This window comes from Pseudonocardia sp. NPDC046786, from assembly GCF_040645415.1.
Taxonomy (GTDB): domain Bacteria; phylum Actinomycetota; class Actinomycetes; order Mycobacteriales; family Pseudonocardiaceae; genus Pseudonocardia; species Pseudonocardia kongjuensis.
Genome location: NZ_JBEYYF010000016.1, coordinates 1 through 23,101, shown reverse-complemented (window position 1 = coordinate 23,101; position 23,101 = coordinate 1). Strand labels below are relative to the sequence as shown.

General features: G+C 74.3%; 22 protein-coding genes. 16 read left to right on the top strand and 6 right to left on the bottom strand.

The annotated features are described in order from the left end of the window. Positions 1-50: 50 nt before the first annotated feature. The 4 genes from ABZ881_RS19705 (at position 51) to ABZ881_RS19690 (ending at position 3,510) form a co-directional block, all read left to right on the top strand. Positions 51-689, top strand: coding sequence for a PadR family transcriptional regulator (locus ABZ881_RS19705; RefSeq protein WP_358486489.1), 639 nt, complete (start codon positions 51-53; stop codon positions 687-689). A 1-nt stretch (position 690) separates the two neighbouring features. Further along, the gene (locus tag ABZ881_RS19700) at positions 691-1,770 is read left to right on the top strand and encodes an inositol-3-phosphate synthase (RefSeq protein WP_358486487.1); all 1,080 of its coding nucleotides are present in this window, start codon (positions 691-693) and stop codon (positions 1,768-1,770) included. 359 nt (positions 1,771-2,129) lie between these two features. Further along, complete coding sequence (locus ABZ881_RS19695) at positions 2,130-2,738, top strand: NlpC/P60 family protein (protein ID WP_358486486.1); 609 nt, start codon at positions 2,130-2,132, stop codon at positions 2,736-2,738. Positions 2,739-2,790: 52 nt separating this feature from the next. Continuing rightward, complete coding sequence (locus tag ABZ881_RS19690) at positions 2,791-3,510, top strand: SDR family oxidoreductase (RefSeq protein ID WP_358486484.1); 720 nt, start codon at positions 2,791-2,793, stop codon at positions 3,508-3,510. On the opposite strand, the gene ABZ881_RS19685 is transcribed toward ABZ881_RS19690, so the two are convergent. Further along, the gene (locus tag ABZ881_RS19685) at positions 3,479-4,393 is read right to left on the bottom strand and encodes a LysR family transcriptional regulator (RefSeq protein WP_358486482.1); all 915 of its coding nucleotides are present in this window, start codon (positions 4,391-4,393) and stop codon (positions 3,479-3,481) included. The two genes, ABZ881_RS19690 and ABZ881_RS19685, sit on opposite strands and share 32 nt — an antisense overlap. A gap of 81 nt (positions 4,394-4,474) precedes the next feature. Between ABZ881_RS19685 and ABZ881_RS19680 the strand changes: the two genes are divergently transcribed. The 4 genes from ABZ881_RS19680 to ABZ881_RS19665 are packed head-to-tail and all read left to right on the top strand — an operon-like array spanning position 4,475 to position 7,124. Continuing rightward, positions 4,475-5,416: a DMT family transporter gene (locus ABZ881_RS19680; RefSeq protein ID WP_358486481.1), complete on the top strand. Its 942-nt coding sequence runs from the start codon at positions 4,475-4,477 to the stop codon at positions 5,414-5,416. A gap of 21 nt (positions 5,417-5,437) precedes the next feature. Continuing rightward, entirely contained in the window at positions 5,438-5,875 is a 438-nt protein-coding gene (locus ABZ881_RS19675; protein ID WP_358486479.1) for a DUF1707 domain-containing protein, read from the top strand. Positions 5,876-5,895: 20 nt separating this feature from the next. Beyond that, positions 5,896-6,654: a UPF0158 family protein gene (locus ABZ881_RS19670; protein WP_358486477.1), complete on the top strand. Its 759-nt coding sequence runs from the start codon at positions 5,896-5,898 to the stop codon at positions 6,652-6,654. Then, the gene (locus ABZ881_RS19665) at positions 6,651-7,124 is read left to right on the top strand and encodes a HEPN domain-containing protein (RefSeq protein ID WP_358486476.1); all 474 of its coding nucleotides are present in this window, start codon (positions 6,651-6,653) and stop codon (positions 7,122-7,124) included. Before ABZ881_RS19670 ends, ABZ881_RS19665 begins: the two co-directional genes overlap by 4 nt. Before the next feature lie 35 nt (positions 7,125-7,159). On the opposite strand, the gene ABZ881_RS19660 is transcribed toward ABZ881_RS19665, so the two are convergent. Both ABZ881_RS19660 and leuS read right to left on the bottom strand, forming a co-directional pair. Continuing rightward, complete coding sequence (locus ABZ881_RS19660) at positions 7,160-7,945, bottom strand: hypothetical protein (RefSeq protein WP_358486474.1); 786 nt, start codon at positions 7,943-7,945, stop codon at positions 7,160-7,162. Between the two features lie 58 nt (positions 7,946-8,003). Then, positions 8,004-10,892 (bottom strand): leucine--tRNA ligase, encoded by a 2,889-nt coding sequence (leuS, locus tag ABZ881_RS19655; RefSeq protein ID WP_358486472.1) that lies wholly within the window; start codon positions 10,890-10,892, stop codon positions 8,004-8,006. A gap of 256 nt (positions 10,893-11,148) precedes the next feature. Here leuS and ABZ881_RS19650 point away from each other — a divergent pair, with 256 nt between their 5' ends. Then, positions 11,149-11,625 carry an SdpI family protein gene (locus ABZ881_RS19650; RefSeq protein WP_344023823.1) on the top strand — a complete coding sequence of 159 codons (477 nt, stop codon included), beginning with the start codon at positions 11,149-11,151 and terminating at the stop codon, positions 11,623-11,625. Between the two features lie 19 nt (positions 11,626-11,644). Here the strand turns inward: ABZ881_RS19650 and ABZ881_RS19645 are convergent, their stop codons facing one another. The 3 genes from ABZ881_RS19645 to ABZ881_RS19635 all read right to left on the bottom strand — a co-directional run bounded on the left by ABZ881_RS19645 (position 11,645) and on the right by ABZ881_RS19635 (position 15,067). Beyond that, positions 11,645-12,817 carry a macrolide family glycosyltransferase gene (locus ABZ881_RS19645; protein ID WP_358486470.1) on the bottom strand — a complete coding sequence of 391 codons (1,173 nt, stop codon included), beginning with the start codon at positions 12,815-12,817 and terminating at the stop codon, positions 11,645-11,647. A 38-nt stretch (positions 12,818-12,855) separates the two neighbouring features. Then, positions 12,856-13,452 carry a YqgE/AlgH family protein gene (locus tag ABZ881_RS19640; RefSeq protein WP_358486469.1) on the bottom strand — a complete coding sequence of 199 codons (597 nt, stop codon included), beginning with the start codon at positions 13,450-13,452 and terminating at the stop codon, positions 12,856-12,858. Between the two features lie 214 nt (positions 13,453-13,666). Then, positions 13,667-15,067, bottom strand: a complete 1,401-nt coding sequence (locus ABZ881_RS19635) for a CCA tRNA nucleotidyltransferase (protein WP_358486613.1) — start codon at positions 15,065-15,067, stop codon at positions 13,667-13,669. A gap of 290 nt (positions 15,068-15,357) precedes the next feature. Here ABZ881_RS19635 and ABZ881_RS19630 point away from each other — a divergent pair, with 290 nt between their 5' ends. From ABZ881_RS19630 to trxA, 7 genes are all read left to right on the top strand, one after another. Continuing rightward, a complete protein-coding gene (locus ABZ881_RS19630) occupies positions 15,358-15,852 on the top strand; it encodes an NUDIX hydrolase (protein ID WP_344023829.1) in 495 nt (164 codons plus the stop codon). Then, on the top strand, positions 15,849-18,140 hold the full coding sequence (locus ABZ881_RS19625) for a DUF6049 family protein (protein WP_358486466.1): 2,292 nt from the start codon (positions 15,849-15,851) through the stop codon (positions 18,138-18,140). The genes ABZ881_RS19630 and ABZ881_RS19625 overlap by 4 nt, the downstream gene beginning before the upstream one ends. A gap of 190 nt (positions 18,141-18,330) precedes the next feature. Beyond that, positions 18,331-20,124 carry a protein kinase family protein gene (locus ABZ881_RS19620; protein ID WP_358486464.1) on the top strand — a complete coding sequence of 598 codons (1,794 nt, stop codon included), beginning with the start codon at positions 18,331-18,333 and terminating at the stop codon, positions 20,122-20,124. An 87-nt stretch (positions 20,125-20,211) separates the two neighbouring features. Continuing rightward, positions 20,212-20,727, top strand: coding sequence for a sigma-70 family RNA polymerase sigma factor (locus ABZ881_RS19615; RefSeq protein ID WP_358486463.1), 516 nt, complete (start codon positions 20,212-20,214; stop codon positions 20,725-20,727). A gap of 152 nt (positions 20,728-20,879) precedes the next feature. Then, positions 20,880-21,437: a hypothetical protein gene (locus tag ABZ881_RS19610; protein ID WP_358486461.1), complete on the top strand. Its 558-nt coding sequence runs from the start codon at positions 20,880-20,882 to the stop codon at positions 21,435-21,437. 166 nt (positions 21,438-21,603) lie between these two features. Then, positions 21,604-22,608 (top strand): thioredoxin-disulfide reductase, encoded by a 1,005-nt coding sequence (gene trxB / locus ABZ881_RS19605; protein WP_358486459.1) that lies wholly within the window; start codon positions 21,604-21,606, stop codon positions 22,606-22,608. Between the two features lie 57 nt (positions 22,609-22,665). After that, entirely contained in the window at positions 22,666-22,989 is a 324-nt protein-coding gene (trxA, locus tag ABZ881_RS19600) for a thioredoxin (RefSeq protein WP_344023839.1), read from the top strand. The last annotated feature ends 112 nt before the right edge of the window (positions 22,990-23,101 follow it).

Sequence of the window (23,101 nt, the reverse complement as noted above, 5' to 3'; positions counted from 1 at the left end):
GGTCGGGCCGCGGTCCGTCCGGGATCGCGCGGCAGCGAGGGGGGCGTGCGGTGCTGGAGTTCGCCGTTCTCGGGTTGCTCCAGGAAGGACCGCTGCACGGCTACGAGCTGCGCAAGCAGCTCGGCCGTCGACTGGGTGGTCTGCGGGCATTCTCCTACGGCTCGCTCTACCCGGCACTGCGCAGGCTGCTGCGGGCCGGACTGATCGCCGAGACCGGGCCGGATCCCGCCGACGTCGAGCGTGCGGTCGGGGCCGGCTGGTCCCGGCGCGGCCGCCGCGTGTACCGGATCACCGCAGAGGGCAAGGAACGGTTCGGCGAGCTGCTCGACGACGCCGGACCGCAGGCGTGGGAGGACAGCAGCTTCGGCGTGCACCTGGCGTTCTTCTCGCGGACGCCGGCCGACACGCGACTGCGGATCCTGGAGGGCAGGCGCCGGGCGGTGGAGGAGCGCCGGGACGGCCTGCGCGCCGCGCTCGGCCGGACCGGCGAGCAGATCGACCGCTACACCCGCGAGCTGCACCGCCTCGGACTGGAGAGCTCCGAGCGCGAGGTGCGCTGGCTGAACGAGCTGATCGCGGCCGAGAACGCCGAACAGCCACACGAGACCATCCCCGGCGACGGCGCCGGAACGGACGCCGGACCCGGGTCCGGCGGGGAACGACAGGACGAGACAACAGGAGGAGCCTGACATGAGCCAGGTTCGGGTCGCGGTCGTCGGCGTGGGTAACTGCGCGGCGTCGCTGGTCCAGGGTGTCCACTACTACGCGGACGCCGACCCGTCGACCCAGGTCCCCGGCCTGATGCACGTCGACTTCGGCGGCTATCACGTCCGGGACGTGACGTTCGTGGCCGCGTTCGATGTCGACGCCAAGAAGGTCGGCCACGACCTCGCCGACGCCATCTCGGCCAGCGAGAACAACACCATCAAGATCGCGGACGTGCCGCCGATCGGCGTGGCCGTGCAGCGCGGCCCGACCCTGGACGGCCTCGGCCGCTTCTACCGGGAGACGATCACCGAGTCCGACGACGAACCGGTCGACGTCGCGCAGGCGCTGCGCGACGCGGGCGCCGACGTGCTGGTCTCCTACCTGCCGGTGGGCAGCGAGGAGGCGGACCGGCACTACGCCCAGGCCGCGCTGGACGCGGGTGTCGCGTTCGTCAACGCGCTTCCGGTGTTCATCGCGTCGGATCCGGTGTGGGCGGAGAAGTTCCGCGCCGCGGGCGTGCCGATCGTCGGCGACGACATCAAGTCCCAGGTCGGCGCGACCATCACGCACCGGGTGCTGGCGACGCTGTTCGAGGACCGCGGGGTGCAGCTCGACCGCACCATGCAGCTCAACGTGGGCGGGAACATGGACTTCCTGAACATGAAGGAGCTGGACCGGCTGGAGTCCAAGAAGGTCTCCAAGACCCAGGCGGTGACCTCCCAGGTGGACCGGGACATGGGCCGGGGCAACGTGCACATCGGCCCGTCCGACTACGTCGCCTGGCTGGACGACCGCAAGTGGGCCTACGTCCGGCTGGAGGGCCGGGCGTTCGGTGACGTCCCGCTGAACCTGGAGTACAAGCTCGAGGTCTGGGACTCCCCGAACTCGGCCGGGATCATCATCGACGCCGTCCGTGCGGCCAAGATCGCGAAGGACCGCGGTATCGGCGGACCGCTGCTGTCCGCGTCGAGCTACTTCATGAAGTCCCCGCCGGAGCAGTACCGGGACTCCGTCGCACGGGACAAGGTGGAGTCGTTCATCCGGGGCGAGATCGACAGCTGATCGATTTCTCCGGGCATCGGCCCGGCGGCGACCACCCAGGTCACCGCCGGGCCGATGCCGTTTTCGGAACAGGAAGTCTCCAATCTGGAATCTTCTCGAAATTGTCCGTGAGCGCAGTCATCCCGTTATTGTGTGCTGGGTCATTTATCCGGGCGATATCTGTTCGTAATGTCGCCTTCGGCCTTGCGCGACCTGAGCCCAACCGGGGTGCAGGGCGCAGGGTCTCCGCCGGACGACGACGCGGGCGGGCTGCACGGCCACCGGACACGGCGTACCCAGCGCCGCTCCACGCACTCCCCCCGGGCCTGCGCACCCCGCCCCCACGGCTCGCCGGCGGTGCTACCCCCCGAGGAAACACCGTGCCCCAGCGTCCCACCGCTCCGGCGCTCCGCGTCGCCGTCGTGGCCACCACCGCCGCCGCGGCCGCAGCCCTGTCCGTGCTTCCCGCCGCCACCGCGGCCCCGGCCCCGGACGCCACTCCCGAACTCGGCACCGCGACGGTCACCCACGACGTCGTGCCCGCCACGAACGTGCTGCCCGTCTCGCTCACCACCGCGGGCAACCCGGCCGCGCAGAACGTCGCCGCCGCCACCGACGCGGCCGCACAGGCCGGCCAGGCCGTCGCCGCGCGCCAGACCGCGCTGTCCACCGCGATGGCCCAGATCGGCAAGCCCTACAGCTGGGGCGCCACCGGCCCGAGCGCCTTCGACTGCTCCGGCCTGGTGTCCTACGCGTTCTCCGCCGCCGGCAAGGACGTGCCGCGCACCAGCCGCGCCCAGGCGACCGCGGGCACCCCGGTCAGCCGCTCCGAGCTGCAGCCCGGTGACCTGGTCTTCTTCTACAGCCCGGTCAGCCACGTCGGCATCTACATCGGCGGCGGCCAGATCGTGCACGCCTCGACCAGCGGCAAGCCGGTGAAGATCGACGACATGGACCGGATGCCGTTCAACTCGGCGCGCCGGATCTGAGCCGCGGGGTCCGCCGCACGCGGACCCGGCAGCGCGCCGTAGGTTCCGGCGCATGACCGCTTCGCACCGCCCGCTCGCCCTGATCACCGGTGCCTCCCAGGGCATCGGCGCCGCCGTCGCCCGGCAGCTCGCGCCGCGCTACGACCTGATCCTGGGCGGGCGCGACGAGGAGCGTCTGGCCGCGGTCGCCGACGAGCTCACCGCGGCCGGCCCGGTCGGCGTCCGCACCCTCGCCGTCGAGCTCACCGACGACGCGGCGCTGGCCGGCGCGCTGGCCGGGATCGACCGGCTCGACGCGCTGGTGCACTCCGCGGGGACCGGCGAGCTCGGGACCGTCGAGGCGACCCCGGCGCAGGCCTGGCGCAGGCAGTTCGACGTGAACGTGGTCGCCGTCGCCGAGGCCACCCGGCTGCTGCTGCCGGCGCTGCGCGCGGCCGGTGCGGCCGGCGGGGCCGACGTCGTGTTGGTGAACTCCGGCGCGGGCTTCACCGCCAGGCCCGGCTGGGTGTCCTATGCGGCCAGCAAGTTCGCGCTGCGCGCGTTCGGCGACGCGCTGCGCGCCGAGGAGTCGGCCCGCGGCATCCGGGTCACCTCGGTGCATCCCGGCCGGGTGGACACCGCGATGCAGCGGGCGGTCGTCGCGCACGAGGGCGGCGAGTACGACGGATCACGCTTCCTGCGCCCGGAGTCGGTCGCGTCCGCCGTGCTCGCGGCGCTGACCGCGAGCCGGGACGCGCACCTCACCGAGATCGTGGTGCGGCCGCAGGGGTGAGCGCCGCGACCGTGCGGAGCGCGGCGAGCGCGGCGACGACCGGCGGGGTGCTCGCGACGGCCTCGCGCACCACCGCCAGGATCGTGCGCACCGGCACCGGCCGGACGAGCGGGACCGCCCGGGTCCCGGCCGGGAGCCGCACCGCCCCGAGTTCGGGGAGCACGGTGATCCCGATCCCGGCCCCGACGAAGGCCAGCGCGGTCGGGTAGTCGTGCGCCTCCACGTGGAACGGCGGCCGGAACCCGGCGGCCGAGCAGGCCTCGACGAGATTGCGCCGGCACCAGCCGCGGGCGAAGTCGTTGTCCACCCAGCGCTCGCCGGCGAGCTCGGCCAGCTCGATCTCGGACCGGCCGGCCAGCGGATGGCCGTCCGGGAGGACGACGACGTACGGATCGTCGAGCAGGTGTACCACGCCGAACCCGGGCCGGCCCCGGAAGTCCGGCCGCTCGACCGCGATCTGCACGTCCGAGCACTGCGCCGGATCGTCCGGCAGCGACTCGCGCAGCGCCAGGTCCAGACGCACGCCCGGGAAGTCGGCGGTCAGCCGGTGCACCACGCCGGGCAGCCAGGCGGCGCCGACGGAGGCGAAGTAGGACAGCGACAGCGTGCCGGTCCGCCCGGCCCGCAGGTCGGCCACGACGGTCTCGGCCTCGCCGAGCCGGGCCAGGATCGCATCGGCCTGCTCGGCCAGCACGGTGCCGGCCGCCGTCACCCGCAGGCCACGCCCGGCCCGTTCGAACAGGGCGAGCCCGGTCTCCCGCTGCAGCGCGGTGACGTGCTGGCTGACCGCCGACGGCGTGTAGCCCAGGTTCGCGGCGGCCGCCTGGACCGATCCGCTCGCGACGACGGACCGGAACACCCGCAGGCGGTGCGTGTCGAGCATCGGCCGACCGTACAGCGCTACTGAATCCATCGGTAGGAATGGTCGCTGGTACTTAATAGTTTGCGGGAGCAGGCTGAGCACATGACGCCGTTCCCCACCCGGTACCGGGCGCTCCTCCCGCTCGCCGCCGCCACTGTCACCGTCGTGCTCTGGGCCTCGGCGTTCGTCGGGATCCGGGCGGTCGGCCACGACCTGTCGCCGGGCGCGCTGGCGCTGGGCCGGATGCTGGTCGGCTCGGCGACGCTGACGGCGATCGTGCTGGCCGTGCACACCCGGCGCGGCCGGCCGGTGCCCCGGCCGGCGCCGGGACTGCTCGGCGCGGTCGCGCTCTGGGGCGCCGCCTGGTTCGGGCTCTACAACCTGGCCCTCAATGCGGCCGAGCGGCACCTGGACGCCGGCACCACCGCGCTGCTGGTGAACGTCGCACCGGTGGTCGTCGCGGTGCTCGCCGGGCTGCTCCTCGGCGAGGGCTTCCCGGTCCGGCTGCTGATCGGGATGGCGGTCGCGTTCGGCGGCGTCGCGCTGATCGCGGCGACCACCTCGGCCGGCGGGACCGACGTCGCCGGGGTGCTCCTCGGGCTGGTCGCGGCACTGGTCTACGCCGGCGCCGCGGTCGCGCAGAAGCGGCTGCTCGCCCGGATCGACGCGCTGACCGTCACCTGGCTCGGCGCGCTCGCCGGGACCGTGGCACTGCTGCCGTTCCTCCCCGCCCTGCTCGGCGAGCTCGCCACCGCACCGGCCGGGGCACTCGCCGGGACCGTGTACCTCGGCGTGTTCCCGACCGCGATCGCGTTCCTGACGTGGGGATACGCCCTGTCCCGGACGAGCGCCGGCCGGCTCGCGGCGGCCACCTACGCGGTCCCGCCGATCGTGGTGCTGCTCTCCTGGGGCCTGCTCGGCGAGATCCCGGCCCCGCTGGCGCTGGCCGGTGGTGCGCTGTGCCTGGCCGGTGTCGCCGTCGCGACCCGGCGCGGCCGCCCGCTCCCCACCGGATCGGTCGGACGACCGATCCCCACCGGCTGATTCCGGTCTACCCTCGCCGGTATGGGGGACGAGCAGGGGGACGACGGCAAGGCCCTGATCCGGGTGTCCGACGCCGAGCGACAGGAGACGGCCGAGCGCCTCAAGCTCGCCCACGACGAGGGCAGGCTGTCGCTCACCGAGTACGACGAGCGGCTGCGCGCGGCCTACGCGGCGACGGTGCGCGCCGATCTCGTGGCGCTCGAGGCCGACCTGCCCCGGGTGCGCCGCAAGGACCTGCCCGCGGTGCGCGCGGAGCGGGCGGAGACCGAGCGGGCCGACCAGATCCGCGAGTACGCCAAGGAGTGGCGGTCGTGGGCCGGGGTCGCGGTGCTGCTCACCACGATCTGGGGGATCACCTCGATCGCGTCCGGCCAGCTGAACTTCTTCTGGCCGATGTTCCCGATCGGCATCTGGGGCGCGGTGCTGGTCGCGCAGCTGTTCTGGCGCGACGACGACTGACCCGGGACTAGAGTCCTGGCATGCTCGATCCCGGCCGCGTCGACCTGGCTGCGCTGGCCGACGCGCTCGACGACCGGTCGCCCGACGTCCGGTGGTACCTCGATCCGGACACCGGGGCGGTCGCGGCGCACCCCGCGGGGGACCCCCCGCCGGCCGGCGACCGGGTGCTGATCGAGCCGGTGACCAGCCGCGAGTCGTACCGGGACATGTCCGACTTCACCGCGGGCGTGCAGCACCGGCGGGCCGGCGCGCTGCTGGACCGGGCGATCGACGGGCGGGGCGCCTTCCGCCGGTTCAAGAACACGCTGTTCGAGTTCCCCGAGGTGCGCGATCAGTGGTACCGCTTCCGGGACGCCCGCTCCCGGCGCCGCGCCGTCGACTGGCTGGCCACCGCCGGGCTGATCTCCGAGGCCGACGCCGAACGCGTCCGGGCCCGCCATCCCGATCCCGACCCGTCGAACGAGGACGTGCCCGCGGCCGTCGCCGACGATCTCGTCGCGCACTACGGGCCGCGACTGCGGCAGGTGCTGCTGTTCGGCTCGTGGGCCAGCGGCGAGGGATCGGTGGAGTCCTCGATCGACCTGCTCCTGGTGCTCGACGACGATGAGGCCCCGGTCGACCCGTGGTCGGAGCTCGCCTCGGTGGACGAGGTGCTGTGGCGGCACACCCAGCGCAGCGGGCTCACGATCAGCGCGCTGCCGGTCGGTCAGCGCGAACTCGCCCGGCCGGACGATCCGACGGTGATCCGCGCCCGCGCCGAGGCGGTGCGCGTGCGATGAGCACCGGCCGGCACCGCCCCGGGATCGCCAGGGCCCGCACCGAGCTCGCGGGCGCCCGGCTGCTCGCCGAGCACGGCTACGCCGACGCGGCGGTGTCGCGCTCGTTCCACGCCGCGTTCCGGGCCGCCGAGACGGCGCTGCTCGTGCTGGGGGAGACCCGGGCCGAGCACTCCGACGTGGTCAGCGCGTTCGTCCGCCGGGTGGTCCGGGAGCGCTCGCTCGACCCGCGGGCCGGGCGGCTGCTCCGCTCGCTGTACAACCGGCGCGGCCTGGCCGACCACTCCGACGTGCCGGCCCCGACCGCCGAGGCGGACGTCGCGCTGGCCGACGCCGCGTTCGTGATCGACGCGGTCGCGGCCTGGCTCGCGGAACCCTCGCTCAGCAGCCCGCCGGACCCGAGCAGCGGCACCACCCGGCGGCCGGCGCGGCCGGTCCGCCGGGCCCGTCCGGCGCGGGCCGCCGAGTCCTGACCGGACCCCGGACCGCGCCGGGTCCGGACCGGGCGTCAGAAGAAGTCGCCGCCGAAGTCGCCGCCGCCGTCGAACATGCCGCCGCCGTCCCCGCCGTCGAACCCGCCGGGATCGTCGAAGCCGCCGCCGGCGCCGTCCATACCGCCGCCGTCCGTGCCACCGTCCATACCGCCGCCGTCCATACCGTCGGCTCCGGCGTAGGCGGCCTGGTCGGCACCGGCCATCCCGCTGAACAGCGAGGTGAACAGCAGCGCCGATCCGACGCCCCATGCCCCGCCGATCAGCGCGGGCTTCCACCACGGCTCGGAGTACCAGCCGCGCGGCACCGGGCGCCCGGCCACCGTCCCACCGGGGTAGTAGTGGTTGTTGCGGTCGGTCGGCTGCGGCGATGCGCCCAGCGTGCGCCCCTCGACCTCGACCTCGCGCTCCTCGGTGACCGCACCGGCCCGCGCCTGACCCGGGAGCGGCGGCAGCTCGGGGCCGGGGTCCATCCCCATCGCGGTCCGGGCGGCGCGCACGTAGTACAGGCCCTCGTACGCGGTCTCGGTGACCTGGCGGGTCTGGGGCACGGTCCGTGCCTGCTCCATCTGCGACCCGGCCGCGGTGTAGCGCTCCGCGGCGTCGGCGAGCGCCTGCCGGGACGGCTCGTCGGTCCCGGTCAGCGACAGCACCTGGCCGCCGAGCCGCTCGACCCAGCGGCGGGCCTCGGCCTTCGCGTCGTCGAGCTGTGCGGCCTGGTCCGCCTGATGCCTGCGGACCAGCCAGACCACGGCGGCGACCGCCGCCAGCGCGACGATCAGTGTGAGCAATGCTCCGGTCATATCGGACCTCCCACCCGGGTCAACGCCCGAGATGCCCGCCGCGTTCCGGGCGCCGGCTTCAGCGGACGACGTTGACCAGGCGGCCCGGCACCACGATCACCTTGCGCGGCTCCGCACCGGCCAGCGCCGCGACGATCTTCTCGTCGGCCAGCGCCGTCGTGCGGATCTCGTCCTGCCCGGCGTCGGCCGGGACCGTGATCCGGGACCGCACCTTGCCGTTGACCTGGATCGGGTACTCGACGGTGTCGTCGACCAGGTACCGCTCGTCGGCCCGCGGGAACGGCGCGTAGGCCAGCGAGCCGTCGTGCCCCAGCTTCTGCCACAGCTCCTCGGCGATGTGCGGGGCCAGCGGCGCCAGCATCAGCACCAGCGCCTCGGCGACCGGCCGCTCGACCGGCGCGGCCCGCTTGGTCAGCACGTTGTTCAGCTCGATCAGCTTCGCGGCTGCGGTGTTGTAGTGCAGCGCCGGGACGTCCTGGCGGACGCCGGCGATCGCCTTGTGCAGCGCGCGCAGCACGTCCTCGCCGGGCTCGGCGTCGACGACGGTGACCTCGCCGGTCTGCTCGTCGACCAGGTTGCGCCACACCCGCTGCAGGAACCGCTGCGGGCCGACGACGTCGCGGGTCGACCACGGCCGGGAGGCGTCCATCGGGCCGGTGTACATCTCGTAGAGCCGGAACGTGTCCGCGCCGTAGCGGTCGCACATCTCGTCCGGCGTCACGACGTTCTTCAGCGACTTGCCCATCTTCCCGTACTCCCGGGTGACGGGCTCGCCGTTCCACGTGAAACGCGGCGTGCCGTCCGGGCCCGCCTCCTCGACGACCTCCTCGGCCGGCACGTAGGCGCCGCGGGCGTCGGTGTAGGCCCAGGCCTGGATGTAGCCCTGGTTGAACAGCCTGCGGAACGGCTCCTCACTGGACACGTGGCCCAGGTCGAACAGCACCTTGTGCCAGAACCGGGAGTACAGCAGGTGCAGCACCGCGTGCTCGACGCCGCCGACGTACAGATCGACGCCGCCCGGGTCCTCGATGCCCGGCTGCGCCTCGGACGGGTCGGTGCCCAGCCAGTACCGCTCGGCCTCCGGCGAGACGAACCGCTCCGAGTTCTCCGGGTCCAGGTAGCGCAGGTAGTACCAGCAGGAACCGGCCCACTGCGGCATCGTGTTCGTCTCGCGCCGGTACGCCCTCGGGCCCTGGTCGCCACCGGCGGCGCCCAGGTCCAGCTCGACGTTCACCCACTCCGCGGCCCGGGACAGCGGCGGCTCCGGCTCGCTGTCCGCGTCGTTCGCGGCGTAGGTCTTCGGCGCGTAGTCGTCGACGTCGGGCAGCTCGACCGGCAGCTGGTCGGCGGGCAGCGAGATCGGGCCGTGCTCGTCCCACACGATCGGGAACGGCTCGCCCCAGTAGCGCTGCCGGGAGAACAGCCAGTCCCGCAGCTTGTACTGCACGACGCCCTCGCCGGAGCCCTTGGCCGCGAGCCAGTCGATGATCGCCCGCTTGGCGTCGGCGACGCCCAGGCCGTTCAGGCTGATCTCGTCGTTCGCCGAGTTGACCGCAGGCCCGTCGCCGGTGAACGCCTCGCCCGACCAGTCCGCGCCCGGGTCCACGGTGCGCACGATCGGCAGGCCGAACGCGGTCGCGAAGTCCCAGTCCCGCTGGTCCTGCGCGGGCACCGCCATGATCGCGCCGGTGCCGTAGCCCATCAGCACGTAGTCGGCGACGAAGACCGGGATCTCGGCCCCGTTCACCGGGTTGACGGCGTACGCGCCGGTGAAGACGCCGGTCTTGTCCCGGTTCTCCTGGCGGTCCAGCTCGGACTTGCGGGCCGCCTCGGCCCGGTAGGCCGCGACCGCCTCCACCGGGGTCGCTGCGCCGCCGGTCCACCGCTCGTCGGTCCCGGCGGGCCAGGCCGCGGGGGTGATCTCGCCGACCAGCGGGTGCTCCGGCGCCAGCACCATGTAGGTGGCCCCGAACAGCGTGTCCGGCCGGGTGGTGAAGACCTCGATGCCGGCGTCGGCGTCGCACACGCCGAACGTGACCCGTGCACCCTCGGACCGGCCGATCCAGTTGCGCTGCATCGCCTTGACCGACTCCGGCCAGTCGACCCGGTCCAGGTCGGCGATCAGCCGGTCGGAGTAGGCGGTGATCCGCATCATCCACTGCCTGAGGTTGCGCCGGAACACCGGGAAGTTGCCGCGCTCGGAGCGGCCGTCGGCGGTGACCTCCTCGTTCGCCAGCACGGTGCCCAGCCCCGGGCACCAGTTGACCGGCGCCTCGGAGATGTAGGCCAGCCGGTGCGAGTCGATCAGCCGGCGGCGCTCGCCCTCGGACAGCCCGGTCCACGGCCGACCGTCCGGGGTGGGCCGCTCACCGCTCTCGAAGGACGCGCGCAGCTCGGCGATCGGGCGGGCCCGGTCCGCGTCGGTGTCGTACCAGGCCTCGAAGATCTCCCGGAAGATCCACTGCGTCCAGCGGTAGAACGGGATGTCGGTGGTCGAGACCGATCGGCGCGGGTCGTGCCCCAGGCCCAGCTGGCGCAACTGCTGCCGGTACCGGGCGATGTTCGCCTCGGTGGTGGCGCGCGGGTGCGTCCCGGTCTGCACGGCGTACTGCTCGGCGGGCAGCCCGAACGCGTCGAACCCCATCGGGTGCAGCACGTTGTGCCCGGTCATCCGCAGGTAGCGGCCCAGCACGTCGGTGCCGATGAAGCCGAGCGGGTGCCCGACGTGCAGGCCGGAGCCGGACGGGTACGGGAACATGTCCATCAGGTAGAACTTCGGCTTCTCCGAGCCCGGCTCGCCGGGGCCCGGAGCGTGGAAGGTCTGCTCGGCCTCCCAGAAGTCCTGCCACTTGCGCTCGATCCGGGCTGCCATCTCGGCGTCGTACCGGAAGGCCGGACGGTCGGTTCGGTCACCGGTCGCCGGTGCCGCGCTGGTCTCGGTGGTCATGTCCGCTTCACCTCGGGAAACATGTCGTGACGGCCCGTGCCCGGGGCCCGGAACACGCTGCGACCCCTCCGCACCCGGTGCAGGAGGGGTCGTCGCCGCGCCGGCGTGTCGTGACGGCGGTCTCGCTGCCGACCTCAGCCCGGCGCGGCGCCGGGAAGTCGGTGCCGCCGGTGGGGCAGCCGACGTCGGGCCGCGCACATGTGACCAGGGTAGCCGGGGCGGGCGGGCCCGCTGCGCCGGGTTCTACCCTGGTCACGTGCCCACCACGCTGCGCCTGGTCCTCGCCGTCCTGCTCCTGCTGGCCGGAGCGGTGCTCGTCGTGCTCGCCGTGCTCGGTGCGAGCGGCAGGCTGCCTCGCAACAGGTTCGTCGGTGTCCGCACGCCGAGCAGCCTGCGCACCGCGGACGCGTTCGCACTCGCCAACCGGGTCGCAGCGCGCCCGCTGGGCGCGGCCGGCCTGATCGGGCTGGTCGGCGGGACCGCGCTGCTGCTCACCGACCGGGGTGGCGCGGCCCCGTGGGTGCTGGCCGTCATCGCACTGGCCGGGGTGGTCGTCATGGCCGGCCTCGGCGGCTCGTTCGGGGCCCGGGCCGCGGAGATCGCGATCGCCGAGCAGGCCCCCGCGCCGTCCTGCGCCGGTGTCTGCACCGGCTGCGACCTGGTGGCCGGCTGCGGCGGCCCGGCGGAGTCCGACCGGCGGGCCGGGGAGCGCAGCGCGGGCACCGGCCGCTGATCCCGGCGGGATCGGCGGATCAGCCCGGCGGCGGGAGCGCCCGCTCGATCTCGTCGGCGGCGGCCGTTGCGCCACCGGCCGCGGCGATCTCGCCGGCCATCCAGTTCAGCCGCTCGCGCACCGCGGGATCGGTGCTGACCTGCTGCACCGCCGACCACAGCCGGTCCGGGGTGAGGGTGGCCGGGTCGAGGGTGGCGCCGAGCCCGAGCTCGGCGATCCGGTCGGCGTTCGCCCGCTGCTCGGCCATCTGCGGCAGCGCCACCAGCGGGACCCCGGCGGCGAGGCCCTCCATCGTGCCGCCCATCCCGGCGTGCGTGACGAAGGCCGCGGCGTGCCGCAGCACCGACACCTGCGGGACGCTGCGGTGCACCTCGACCCCCGCCGGCAGCGGGCCGAGCTCGGCCGGGTCGACGTCGCCGACGGCGAGCACGACGTGCCGGCCACGCCCGGCGAGCCCGGCGAGGATCGTCCGGTAGAGGGCGGGGCGCCGGTTGTAGGCGCTGCCGAGCGACACCAGCAGCACCGGCCGGTCGCCGTCCGGCGGGGTCCAGCCGGTCTCGGCCGCGCGGTCGCCGAGCACCGGGCCGACGAACCGGTATCCCTCGAAGGTCTCCCCGGCGTACTGGAACGCCCGGGGAAGGGTGACCAGCCGCTGGGCCGCGGCGCTGCCCTCGAAGAACCCCCGGACGTCCCGGATTCCCTCCCTGCGCAGGTACGAGCCATATCTCATCATCATGGCGAGAAACCGTGGGGCGAGTGGGTTCAGCCGGGTGTAGCGGTTCATCGACCAGTGCCGGTTGCTGACCAGGTTCGGCCAGACCTCGACGGACGGCACCGCCCAGCGGTGGGCCAGCACCCGTCCCCAGATCGCCAGGGGTCCGTCGTGCAGCACCAGATCGGGGGCCGGATGCCGGGCGAGCAGCGGGACGAGCATGCGGGTCTCGTCGAGCAGGTACCCCATCGCGCGGACCAGGTGCCTGCCGTGCATCTGCGGCGGATCGGCGAGGCCGTGGGCCTCCCACGTCGAGGGCACCGGCACGACCCGGGCGCCGGTGGCGGCCGGCAGCCCGGCGAACCGCTCCGGGACGAAGCTGGTCACCCGGTGGCCGCGGCGGACCAGCTCGGCGACGATCCCGAGCGTCGGGTTGACGTGCCCGGCGCCGAGCGGCACGTAGTGCGAGACGGTGGCCATCGGCGGCAGGGTAGCTCCACCGGTGCGTCCGCCCCGGATCAGTTCTGTGCGGGGTCCGCCGGGAAGGTGGCGAGCAGCGCGAGCGGGATCCCCTGCCGGCGCAGCACCCGCTCCCACAGCCGGTCGTGCGAGGTCGTCAGCAGGTCGTCCGGGAGCCCCGGCACGACGAACCAGTCGCCGCGGGCGATCTCCCCGTGCAGCTGCCCGCCGTCCCAGCCCGAGTAGCCGGCGAAGATCCGCAGCCCGCGCAGCCGGGGTGCGAGCGGGGCCGGATCGGAGTCGAGATCGACCAGCTGCACCGGGGGCCGGACCGGCATCAGCCCGGTCAGCCCGCGGGTCGACTGCCCGGTGCGCAGCGCGGCGAGGCAGAGCGCGGTCTGCGCCTCCACCGGCCCGCCGACGAACATCGAGCCGGGATCGCTGGTCACCCCGGCCCAGCGGGGCAGCACGTCGCGCACGGCGGACCGGCCGGGCCGGTTGAGCACGACGCCGAGACTGCCGTGCGGACGGTGCTCGATCATGTAGACGACCGTCCGGGCGAAGTTCGGATCACCCAGACCGGGGGCGGCGACGAGCAGGCTGCCCGGTGTGACCGGGGGAAGGGCGGCGCCTCGGGTGGCGCGGTGTTCCCGCACGGCGTCAGTTTCGCACCCGCCCCGGAGGTCCGCTTTCGGCACCCGTGTGCAGGAGTGCCACCCGACCGATGGACGCCGGACCGGGCGGTCCCGGGCGGGTCGTCCGGGTCGCCCGGCGCGGACGATCGTGTGTACGGACGTCTGAACGGGTTCACACGGACCGAGCACACTCCGTACGTACGTCATAGACGATCGCATATGACGTACGTACAACTCAGAGGTTCTCGGCCGCCCAGGCCCGCAGCGCCGCCTCGGCCTCGTCCGGTCCGAGCGGGCCCTGCTCCATCCGCAGCGCGAGCAGGTGCTGGTAGGCGCGGCCGACCGCCGGGCCCGGCGGGATGCCGAGCAGCCGCATGATCTGGTTGCCGTCGAGGTCCGGCCGGATCGCGTCGAGCTCCTCCTGCTTGCGCAGCTCGGCGATCCGCCGCTCCAGCCCGTCGTAGTTGCGCTGCAGCGCCACCGCCCGCCGCCGGTTGCGGGTGGTGCAGTCGGACCGGACGAGCTGGTGCAGCCGGTTCAGCAGCGGGCCGGCGTCGGTCACGTACCGGCGGACCGCCGAGTCGCTCCACTCGCCCTTGCCGTAGCCGTGGAACCGCAGGTGCAGGTAGACGAGCTGGGAGACGTCGTCGATCAGTGCCTTCGGGTATTTCAGCGCGCGCAGCCGCTTGCGGGTCATCTTGGCGCCGACCACCTCGTGGTGGTGGAAGCTGACCCGGCCGTCCGGCTCCTTGCGCCGGGTGGCCGGCTTGCCGATGTCGTGCAGCAGCGCCGCCAGCCGCAGCGTCAGGTCCGGGCCGTCGGTCTCCCGCTCGATCGCCTGCTCCATGACGACCAGCGAGTGCGTGTAGACGTCCTTGTGCTGCATGTGCTCGTCGGTCTCCAGCTGCATCGCCGGCACCTCGGGGACGATGTGCTGCGCCAGCCCGGTGTCGCAGAGCAGCTCGATCCCGCGCCGCGGGTGCGCGCCGAGGACCAGCTTGGAGAACTCGGCCTGCACCCGCTCGGCGGTGATCCGGGACAGCTCGCCGGCCATCTCGGTCATCGCCGCGGTCACCCGGTCGGCCGGGGTGAAGCCGAGCTGGGACACGAAGCGGGCGGCCCGCAGCATCCGCAGCGGATCGTCGGCGAAGGAGCGCTCGGGGAGGTCCGGGGTGTCGAGGACGCCCTGGGCGAGCGCGGCGAACCCGCCGTGCGGGTCGACGAACCGGCGCTCCCCGAGCTCGACGGCCATCGCGTTGACCGTGAAGTCCCGCCGGACCAGGTCGCCCTCGATATCGTCGCCGAAGCGGACCTCGGGATTGCGGGACCTGCCGTCGTAGGTGTCGGCGCGGAACGTCGTCACCTCGATCACCTGATCGCGGCGGCGCAGCCCGACGGTGCCGAACGCGATCCCGGTGTCCCAGACCGCGTCGGCCCAGCCGCGGACGGCCTCCAGGATCTGTTCCGGCCGGGCGTCGGTGGTGAAGTCCAGGTCTCCGGAGTCCCGGTCCGACACCCCGGTGCCGCGCAGCAGCGCGTCCCGGACGCTGCCCCCGACCAGGTAGATCCGGTGCCCGCGCTCGGCGAACCGGGCCGCCAGCTCGTCGGCGACGGCCGGCACGTCGAGCATCTGCATCACGGCGTCCTCCTGCGAGCGCTTCAGCCCCTCCGGGTCCGGCCCGGGGCCGGACTCCCGGCCGCCCCGGGCAGCCGGGCGCGGGTTCTGGGAGGAGGTCACGGGACGCGAGGTGACGGACGGCGTGGACACGACCGGCCAGTGTAGGCAACGCGCCCGGGCGGGGCCCGCGGGTACGGGTCCGGGCGGGACGGCGGGCCCGCAGATCAACGGGCACCCGACCGCCGCAAGCCCGATCGGTGACGGCTCGTCGACCCACCGAGATGCCACCGTCTCGTTACCATCGCCACATGTCCACCTCCCGCGGCCGCTCCGGGGGGCGTCGCGCGGGACGCTCGTCCGACCGGCGCCGCCGCCTGCGCACGGTGGACGAGACGTCCGCGGGTGGCCTCGTCGTCGATCCGCGCTCGGGAGCCGCGGCGCTGATCGGCCGGCTGGACCGGCGCGGCCGGCTGCTGTGGTCGCTGCCCAAGGGGCACATCGAGGCCGGTGAGACCGCGGAACAGGCGGCCGTGCGCGAGGTGCAGGAGGAGACCGGCATCATCGGTGAGGTGCTGGCACCCCTGGGCACCATCGACTTCTGGTTCGTGGCCGAAGACCGCCGCGTGCACAAGACCGTGCACCACTACCTGATGCGCGCACTGGGCGGCGAGCTCTCCGACGAGGACGTCGAGGTCTCCGAGGTGGCCTGGGTGCCGCTCGGTGAGCTGGAGGGCCGGCTCGCCTACGCCGACGAACGCCGGTTGATCCGGCACGCGGCCAACCTCCTGGAGGAGACCGCGTGAGCCGGGTCGCGGCCCTGGTCGCGATCCTGCTCGCCGCCCTCCTGTACGGGTCGGTGGCACTCCCCGCCCCGGCGCGGGCCCAGGAGCAGCCGGACGTGGCACCGGTCCGGCTGGAGGTCGACGCGATGTCGCCCCGGGTCGTCACCTCGGCCGGGCCGCCGGAGCTCGTCGTCACCGGTTCGGTGACCAACACCGGCCCGGATCCGGTGGACGACCTCTCGCTGCGGGTGCAGCGCGGACCCGCGGTCGGCGGCGAGCCGGCGCTGCGCGCGGCGTTCGCCGGGGAGGCCCCGGTGGACGACGCGACACCGGCGTTCACCGAGCTGGGGCCGGTCGCCTCCGGCGGCTCCGTCCCGTTCCGCTACTCGGTCCCGCTGACCGGTGACCGGGCGGACTCGCTCGCGCTGCCGGGCCCGGGCACCTACCCGCTGCTGGTGAACCTCAACGGCACGCTGAACGGCACCCCGTCCCGGATCGCCGGGATCCGCAGCGTGCTGCCGGTCTCGTCGCTGCCCGGCGCGCCGGGCGACCCGGACACCTCGGCGACCCCGGTGTCGATGCTGTACCCGATCACCGACGCCCCCCGGCGGATCCCGCCGGTGCCGGGACAGGTCCCGGTGCTCACCGACGACGACCTGGCGACCTCGATGGCCCCCGGCGGGCGGCTGTACGGCCTGGTCGACGCGCTGTCCGACGGCGCGCCGCCCGGCTCGCCGGTCCGCACCGCGCTCTGCCTGGCGATCGATCCCGAGCTGGTGGCGACGGCGGCGGCGATGAGCGGCGGCTACGAGGTGACCGTCGGGCCGGGCGGCGAGACCGCCCCCGGGCAGGGCGCCGCGGCCGCAGGCGAGTGGCTCGAGGCGCTCCGGGGAGCGGCGGCCGGGTCCTGCGTGCTGGCCCTTCCCCCGTCCGACGCCGACCTGGTCGCGCTGGTCCGCGCCGGCCAGGCGGATCTGGCCCGCACCACCCTCGAACAGGGCCGGGCCGCGCTCGCCGAGCTGCTGGGCACCACCGTCCTGAGCGACGTCGTGTGGCCCGCCGACGGCGTGCTGGACGAGCCGACCCTGGAGGCGCTCGGCGGCGGCACCCGGTTCCTGCTGTCGTCGGACGGCGTGTCCTCCGGGCAGACGTCCGGGGTGGTCCGGCTCAACGACGGCCCCGCCGGTGGGGACCGGGCCGTGCTGGCCGATCCGTTGCTCGCCCAGGCCGCGACCGGCCCGGCCGTCGTCGAGCTGCAGGACGGTGGCGCCGGGGGACTGGCCGGCCAGGAGCTGGCCGGGGCGCTGGCGTTCCGGGCGGGCACCGGCGGCACGGACGGCCCGGCGGGTTCGCTGCTCGTCGCCCCGCCGCACGGCTGGGCCGCCGGCCGGGAGGCCGCCGCCGGGATCCTGTCCGCACTCACCGCCCTGATCCAGGACGGCAGGCTCGCCGCGGCCGGGCTGCCCGGCATCGCGGCCCAGGCCGATCCGGCCGCCGAACCGGCCCGACTGTTCTACCCGGTGCAGGCCGGCGGGGCGGAGATCCCCGGCCCGGTGATCGACACGGTGGCCGACCAGGTCCGGTCGATCGAGGGACTGCGCGGCGCCGCGGAGGTCCGGACCGGGGTCGGCGCGAGCCCGGCCGAGGTGTTCGATCCGCTGGTCCGCGGGACGCTGCGGGCGGCGTCGTCGTGGTGGCGGGCGGACCCGGCCCGGGCCGAGCGGGAGGCCGCGATCGTGGCCGGGCGGATCGAGCAGATCCGGGCGTCGGTGCGGGTCGTGCAGCCGCCGAGCCCGTACTCGCTCGGCACCAGCGACGCGCCGCTGCTGATCACGGTGGCCAACGGGCTGCCGGTCACGATGAACGTCCGGGTGGTGCTGTCCAGCACCACCGGCCTGCGGGTGGCCCCGATCCCGGTGCAGGCGGTCCCGCCGCTGGGCCGGGTGCAGGTCCGGGTGAGCGCGCAGGTGACGCGGTCCGGCCAGTTCGGGGTGGACGCGGGCCTGCGCACCCCGGACGGCGCGGAGCTCGGGCCGGACACCCGGCTCCGGGTCCGGTCGACCGTCTACGGCACCGTCACCGTCTGGCTGACCGGGATCGCCGGCGCGTTGCTGGTGGTGCTGGTGGTGCGCCGGATCGTCCGCCGGGTGCGCGCCGGGAGCGGCTCCGGCGATGCCTCGGGGAGCGGCCCGGAAGGCAGCCCGGACGGCGGCCCGGACAGTGCTGCGGACCCCCGGGCGGCGGCGTCCACCGACGCCGACGGCGAAGCCGCCGCACCCCCCGCCGTGGACCGGGCACCGCCGCGCTGAACGGCGGCCCACTCACCCCGCAACGGGTCATACACGGACCCAGGTTGACCGTTCGTCGCATCGAAGCGACAGTTCACCGAATACCGTCGGCTGTGTGGTGAACCTGTCCGAGCCCCCGGCCGATGACTGTTCGAGCGGGTCGCGAAGGCGGTCCTCGACTCGTCCGGAAGGGACGGGGTGACGTAGGCTGATGCCCGACGAGACATCAGCGCGCCAGGGGGAGGCGAAGCCGTTGAACGGGCAGATCGACGAGCGCGCTGCCCGTACGGAACGTCACCCGAACCCCCAGGCCGACGCGGCGGGCACGCACCCCTCGCTGGACCCGGCCGGCGCCGTCGATCCGGCCACCGCCACCACCCACGACGGCCGTGAGCAGTCCCCGGCCGCCGACGGCGGGGCGACCGCCCGGGTGCCCGCGCAGACCCGGGCCACCGAGCGGATCCCCGCGGCGCGGGACGCCGTCGGCACCGCGGCGGGCTCCCCGCTCACCGACCGCTACGTGCTCCGCCAGCGGACCGGCTCCGATCCGTCGGCCGGGGCCGAGTTCTGGCGCGCCGAGGACACCGTGCTGCGCCGTCCGGTCGCCGTCACCCTGCTCCGCAGGCTGCCCGCCGACGACCGTTCGGATGATCCGGAGGGCTCTGCCCGGGCCGGCGAGATGATCGTCCGCGCGCTACGGTCGGGCTGCTTCGAGCACCCCGGCAGCGCGCGGCTGCTGGACGTGCTGGCCCCCGGCACGCACGGCCTCCCGGCCGACGTGCTGGGCGCGGCCGTCGCCGAGTGGGTGCCGGGCAGGTCGCTCGCCGAGACCGTCGCCGACGGGCCGGTCCGGGCGCAGCGGGCGGCGAAGGCCGTCGAGACGCTCGCCGCCTCCGCGACCGAGGCACACCAGCAGGGCCTGGTGCTCGGCTGCGACCACCCGCAGCGGATCCGGATCACGCCGGACGGCCGCGCGATCCTCGCCTTCCTGCTGCCCCGCCCGTCGGTGTCGGCCGCCGACGACGTGCGCGGGCTGGGCGGGCTGCTGTACACGCTGCTGACCCGCCGCTGGCCGCTCTCGGTCGCCGATGCCGCCCGGGCCGGGCTGGTCGCCGCGGACCGGACCCCGACCGGCCGGCTGCGCTCGCCGGCGCAGCTGCGCCCGGGCGTCCCGCTGGAGCTGGACACGCTGTGCATGGGTGCGCTCGGTCAGGCGGGCGAGGGCGGTCTCGGGCGGGTGCACACCGCGGCCGCGATGCACCGGATGCTGGCCGACGTCGTCGCCGAGCACGCGGACCAGGCGTTCTTCCCGCCGGTGCACGACGGCGCCCCGTCCGATCCGGACGACGTCTGGCAGGACTCCGATCGGCTCCCCGACACCCGCAACGATCCGCAGCGCCGCCGGAACCTGCGGGTCGGACTGGCCGTGCTGGCGATCGGCGTGCTCATCGTGCTCGGTTACCTGGGCATCCAGGTGGGTGCACTGTTCGGCGGCTCCAGCACCCCGCCGGTCGTCATCCCGCCGGCCGCGACGGCGCCGGTCCAGCAGGGCCAGGCTCCGGCCGCGGTCGCCGCCCCGGTGCAGGACGTGTCGGTCCAGGTCTTCGACCCGGCCGGGGACGGGGACAACGCCGCCACCGTCGACCGGGTGGTCGACGGCGACCCGTCGACCACCTGGAGCACCAGCCGGTACTTCCAGCAGTTCCCGGCGCTCAAGCCCGGGATCGGGATCATGGTGTCGTTCGGCTCGCCGGAGCCGGTGAGCCGGCTGACGATCGACTCGGCGAGCGCAGGCACCGTCATGGAGGTGCGCACGGCGCCCACCGCGGACGCCACGCTCGGGCAGACCGATCTCGTCCGCACCATGACCCTGGAGCAGGGCGAGACGGTCGTCCCGCTGGACGCCGCCGAGCCGACCGGCCACCTCCTCCTGTGGATCACCGGCCTCGGTCCCGGTAACCAGAGCGAGATCGGCGAGATCTCCTTCGAACGGGCCGTCCAGTAGCCCACCCCGGATGCCCGCCGTTCGCAGCCGCGAACGGTACCGGCCGGACACCGGTGGCCGGACCCGCACCGGACCTACCGTGCGCCGGTGCCCACCGTCGACCGGTCCCCGCGGCCCGCCACGCCCGCCCTGGACGAGGTGTTCCGGGCGCACGCCGACCGGCTCTGGTCGGTCGCGTTGCGCATCCTCGGCGATCGGGCCGACGCCGAGGACGCGGTCCAGGAGGCGTTCCTCGCCGCGCTCCGCTCGTCGCACTTCCGGGGTGAGGCCGCCCCCGGGACCTGGCTGCACCGGATCCTGGTGAACGGCTGCATCGACCGCATCCGGGCCCGGGCCCGGCGCCGGGACACCGACGACGCCGGCGCGGCCGTCGTCCGGGACCCGGCCGGGCCGCTGGTGACCCGGCTGACGGTCGACGACGCGCTCGCCGTGCTGCCCGTCGAGCAGCGGGTCGCGGTGGTGCTGGTGGACGGGCTCGGATACCCGGTCGCCGAGGTAGCGGAGATCTCCGGCGTCGCGGACGGAACGGTGAAGAGCCGCTGCGCGCGGGCCCGGGCACGCTTGGCCGCGGAGCTCGGGTGCCTGCACGAGGAGGACCGATGAGCACGCCAGGAGAGTCTTCTCGCCACACTGACATGAATCAGTCGGATATTTCTCGTCGGAGCGACAAGCACCAGGATCCACCTGATGAATGTCACATCGACGATATCGTGGCGGTGCGGGTGCGGCTCGGGGCGGCCCTTGGGCCGGTCCCGATGCCCGACGACATCGCCGGCCGGATCCGCGGGCGGTTGCACGACGAGCTCACCGGCTGCACCCCCACCCCGCCGGGCACCCGGTGGGTGACCGGCCGGTCGCCCACCACCCGCCTCGGACAATCGCCCACCACCCGCCCCGGTCGGCCGCCGCGACCCCGGAGCGCCCGGCTGCTCGCCGCGGCGGGCTCGGTCGCCGCGATCGCCGTACTCGCCGCCCTGCCCGCGTTCCTGCGGGCGTCCGCGGACCGGCCCGGCCCGACCCCCCGACCGGTCGCCGCCGGCACCCCGGAGGCACTCCGCAGCGCCGCACCGGGCGCCGGAGCCCCCGCCGGGCCGCTCGCCGATCCCGGGCGCGTGCGGGACTGCCTGACCGCCGCCGGCGCCGCCGACCCGGACGCGCCGCTGCTCGCCACCCGGCCGTATCCGGTGCAGGGTGAGCCCGGGGTGCTGCTCGTCCTCGGAACCCCCGAGCCCGGCCGGCTGCGGCTGCTCGTCGTCCCGCCGGACTGTGGCCCGGGCAACGGCCGGGTGCTCCTGGAGGGCCGCGCTCCGTGACCGTTGCGGAACCGATCGGCCGGGCCCCGGTTCGCGCCCGGAGCACCGGGAATGCCCCTGTCTAGGATCTCGTTCGAGAGAACAGACAGCTACGACGCGGGGCAGAGCCCCGCGGGCCCCGTCATCGCGCAGCCCGCACGGGCAGCGCCAGGAGGGATCGGTACCGGTGAGCACCCATGACACCGTGCACAACCTGATCATCATCGGCTCCGGCCCGGCCGGCTACACCGCCGCGGTGTACGCCGCACGGGCCCAGCTGGCACCGCTCGTCTTCGAGGGCAGCCAGTTCGGCGGGGCGCTGATGACCACCACCGAGGTCGAGAACTACCCCGGCTTCACCGACGGCATCATGGGCCCGGAGCTCATGGAGCAGATGCGCGGCCAGGCCAAGCGCTTCGGCGCCGACCTGCGCGCGCAGGACGTCGACGAGGTCTCCCTCGAGGGCGAGATCAAGGAGGTCCGGGTCGGGAATGAGACCTTCCGCGCCCGGGCCGTCATCCTCGCGATGGGTGCCGCGCCGCGCTACCTGCACGTCCCCGGTGAGCAGGAGCTGCTCGGCCGCGGTGTCAGCTCCTGCGCGACCTGCGACGGCTTCTTCTTCCGCGACCAGCACATCGCCGTGATCGGTGGCGGCGACTCCGCGATGGAAGAGGCCACCTTCCTCAGCCGGTTCGCCGAGACCGTCACCGTCGTGCACCGGCGCGACGAGTTCCGGGCCTCGAAGATCATGCTCGAGCGCGCCCGGAACGACCCGAAGATGCGCTGGCGCACCAACGCCGAGGTCACCGAGGTCACCGGCGACGGCTCGGTGAAGCAGCTGCAGCTGCGCGACACGGTGACCGGCGAGACCGACACGCTCGACGTGACCGGCATGTTCGTCGCGATCGGGCACGACCCGCGCAGCCAGCTGGTCCGCGGCCAGGTCCCGCTCGACGACGAGGGCTACGTGAAGGTGCTCGACCGCAGCACCTACACCGACCTGCCCGGCGTCTTCGCCTGTGGCGACCTGGTGGACCACACCTACCGGCAGGCCGTCACCGCGGCCGGGTCCGGCTGCTCGGCCGCCATCGACGCCGAGCGCTGGCTCGCCGGGCACCCGATCTCGCCCGAGCTGGCCGGCGGCGGCTACGGCGACGCGCCCGCCGAGGAGGTCGCTCGGGCAGCGCACTGACGCCCGGCAGGACCACCCCACCCACCACCCGACCCGTTCCGACCGAAGGAGAAACCCATGGCCAACACGATCGACGTCACCACCGGTTCGTTCGACCAGGACGTCCTCAAGAGCGACAAGGCCGTCCTGGTCGACTTCTGGGCCACCTGGTGCGGACCGTGCAAGATGGTCGCCCCGGTGCTCGACGAGATCGCCGGTGAGCACGCCGAGAAGCTCACCGTCGCCAAGCTCGACATCGACGCCAACCCGGAGGTCGCCCGCGACTACCAGGTGATGTCGGTGCCAACGATGATCCTGTTCAGCGGCGGCAAGCCGGTGAAGCAGATCGTGGGGGCGAAGCCGAAGGCCGCCCTGCTGGCGGATCTCTCCGACCACATCTGACGTTCACTCGCGCGCGTCTAGCTGTGATGCCCAGGCACGTTGGTCGAGATCGTGTGACGACACGGTCTGATCTGTAGACGGGCGAAGGCCTCCCGGGTGTGGAGTGGAGCTG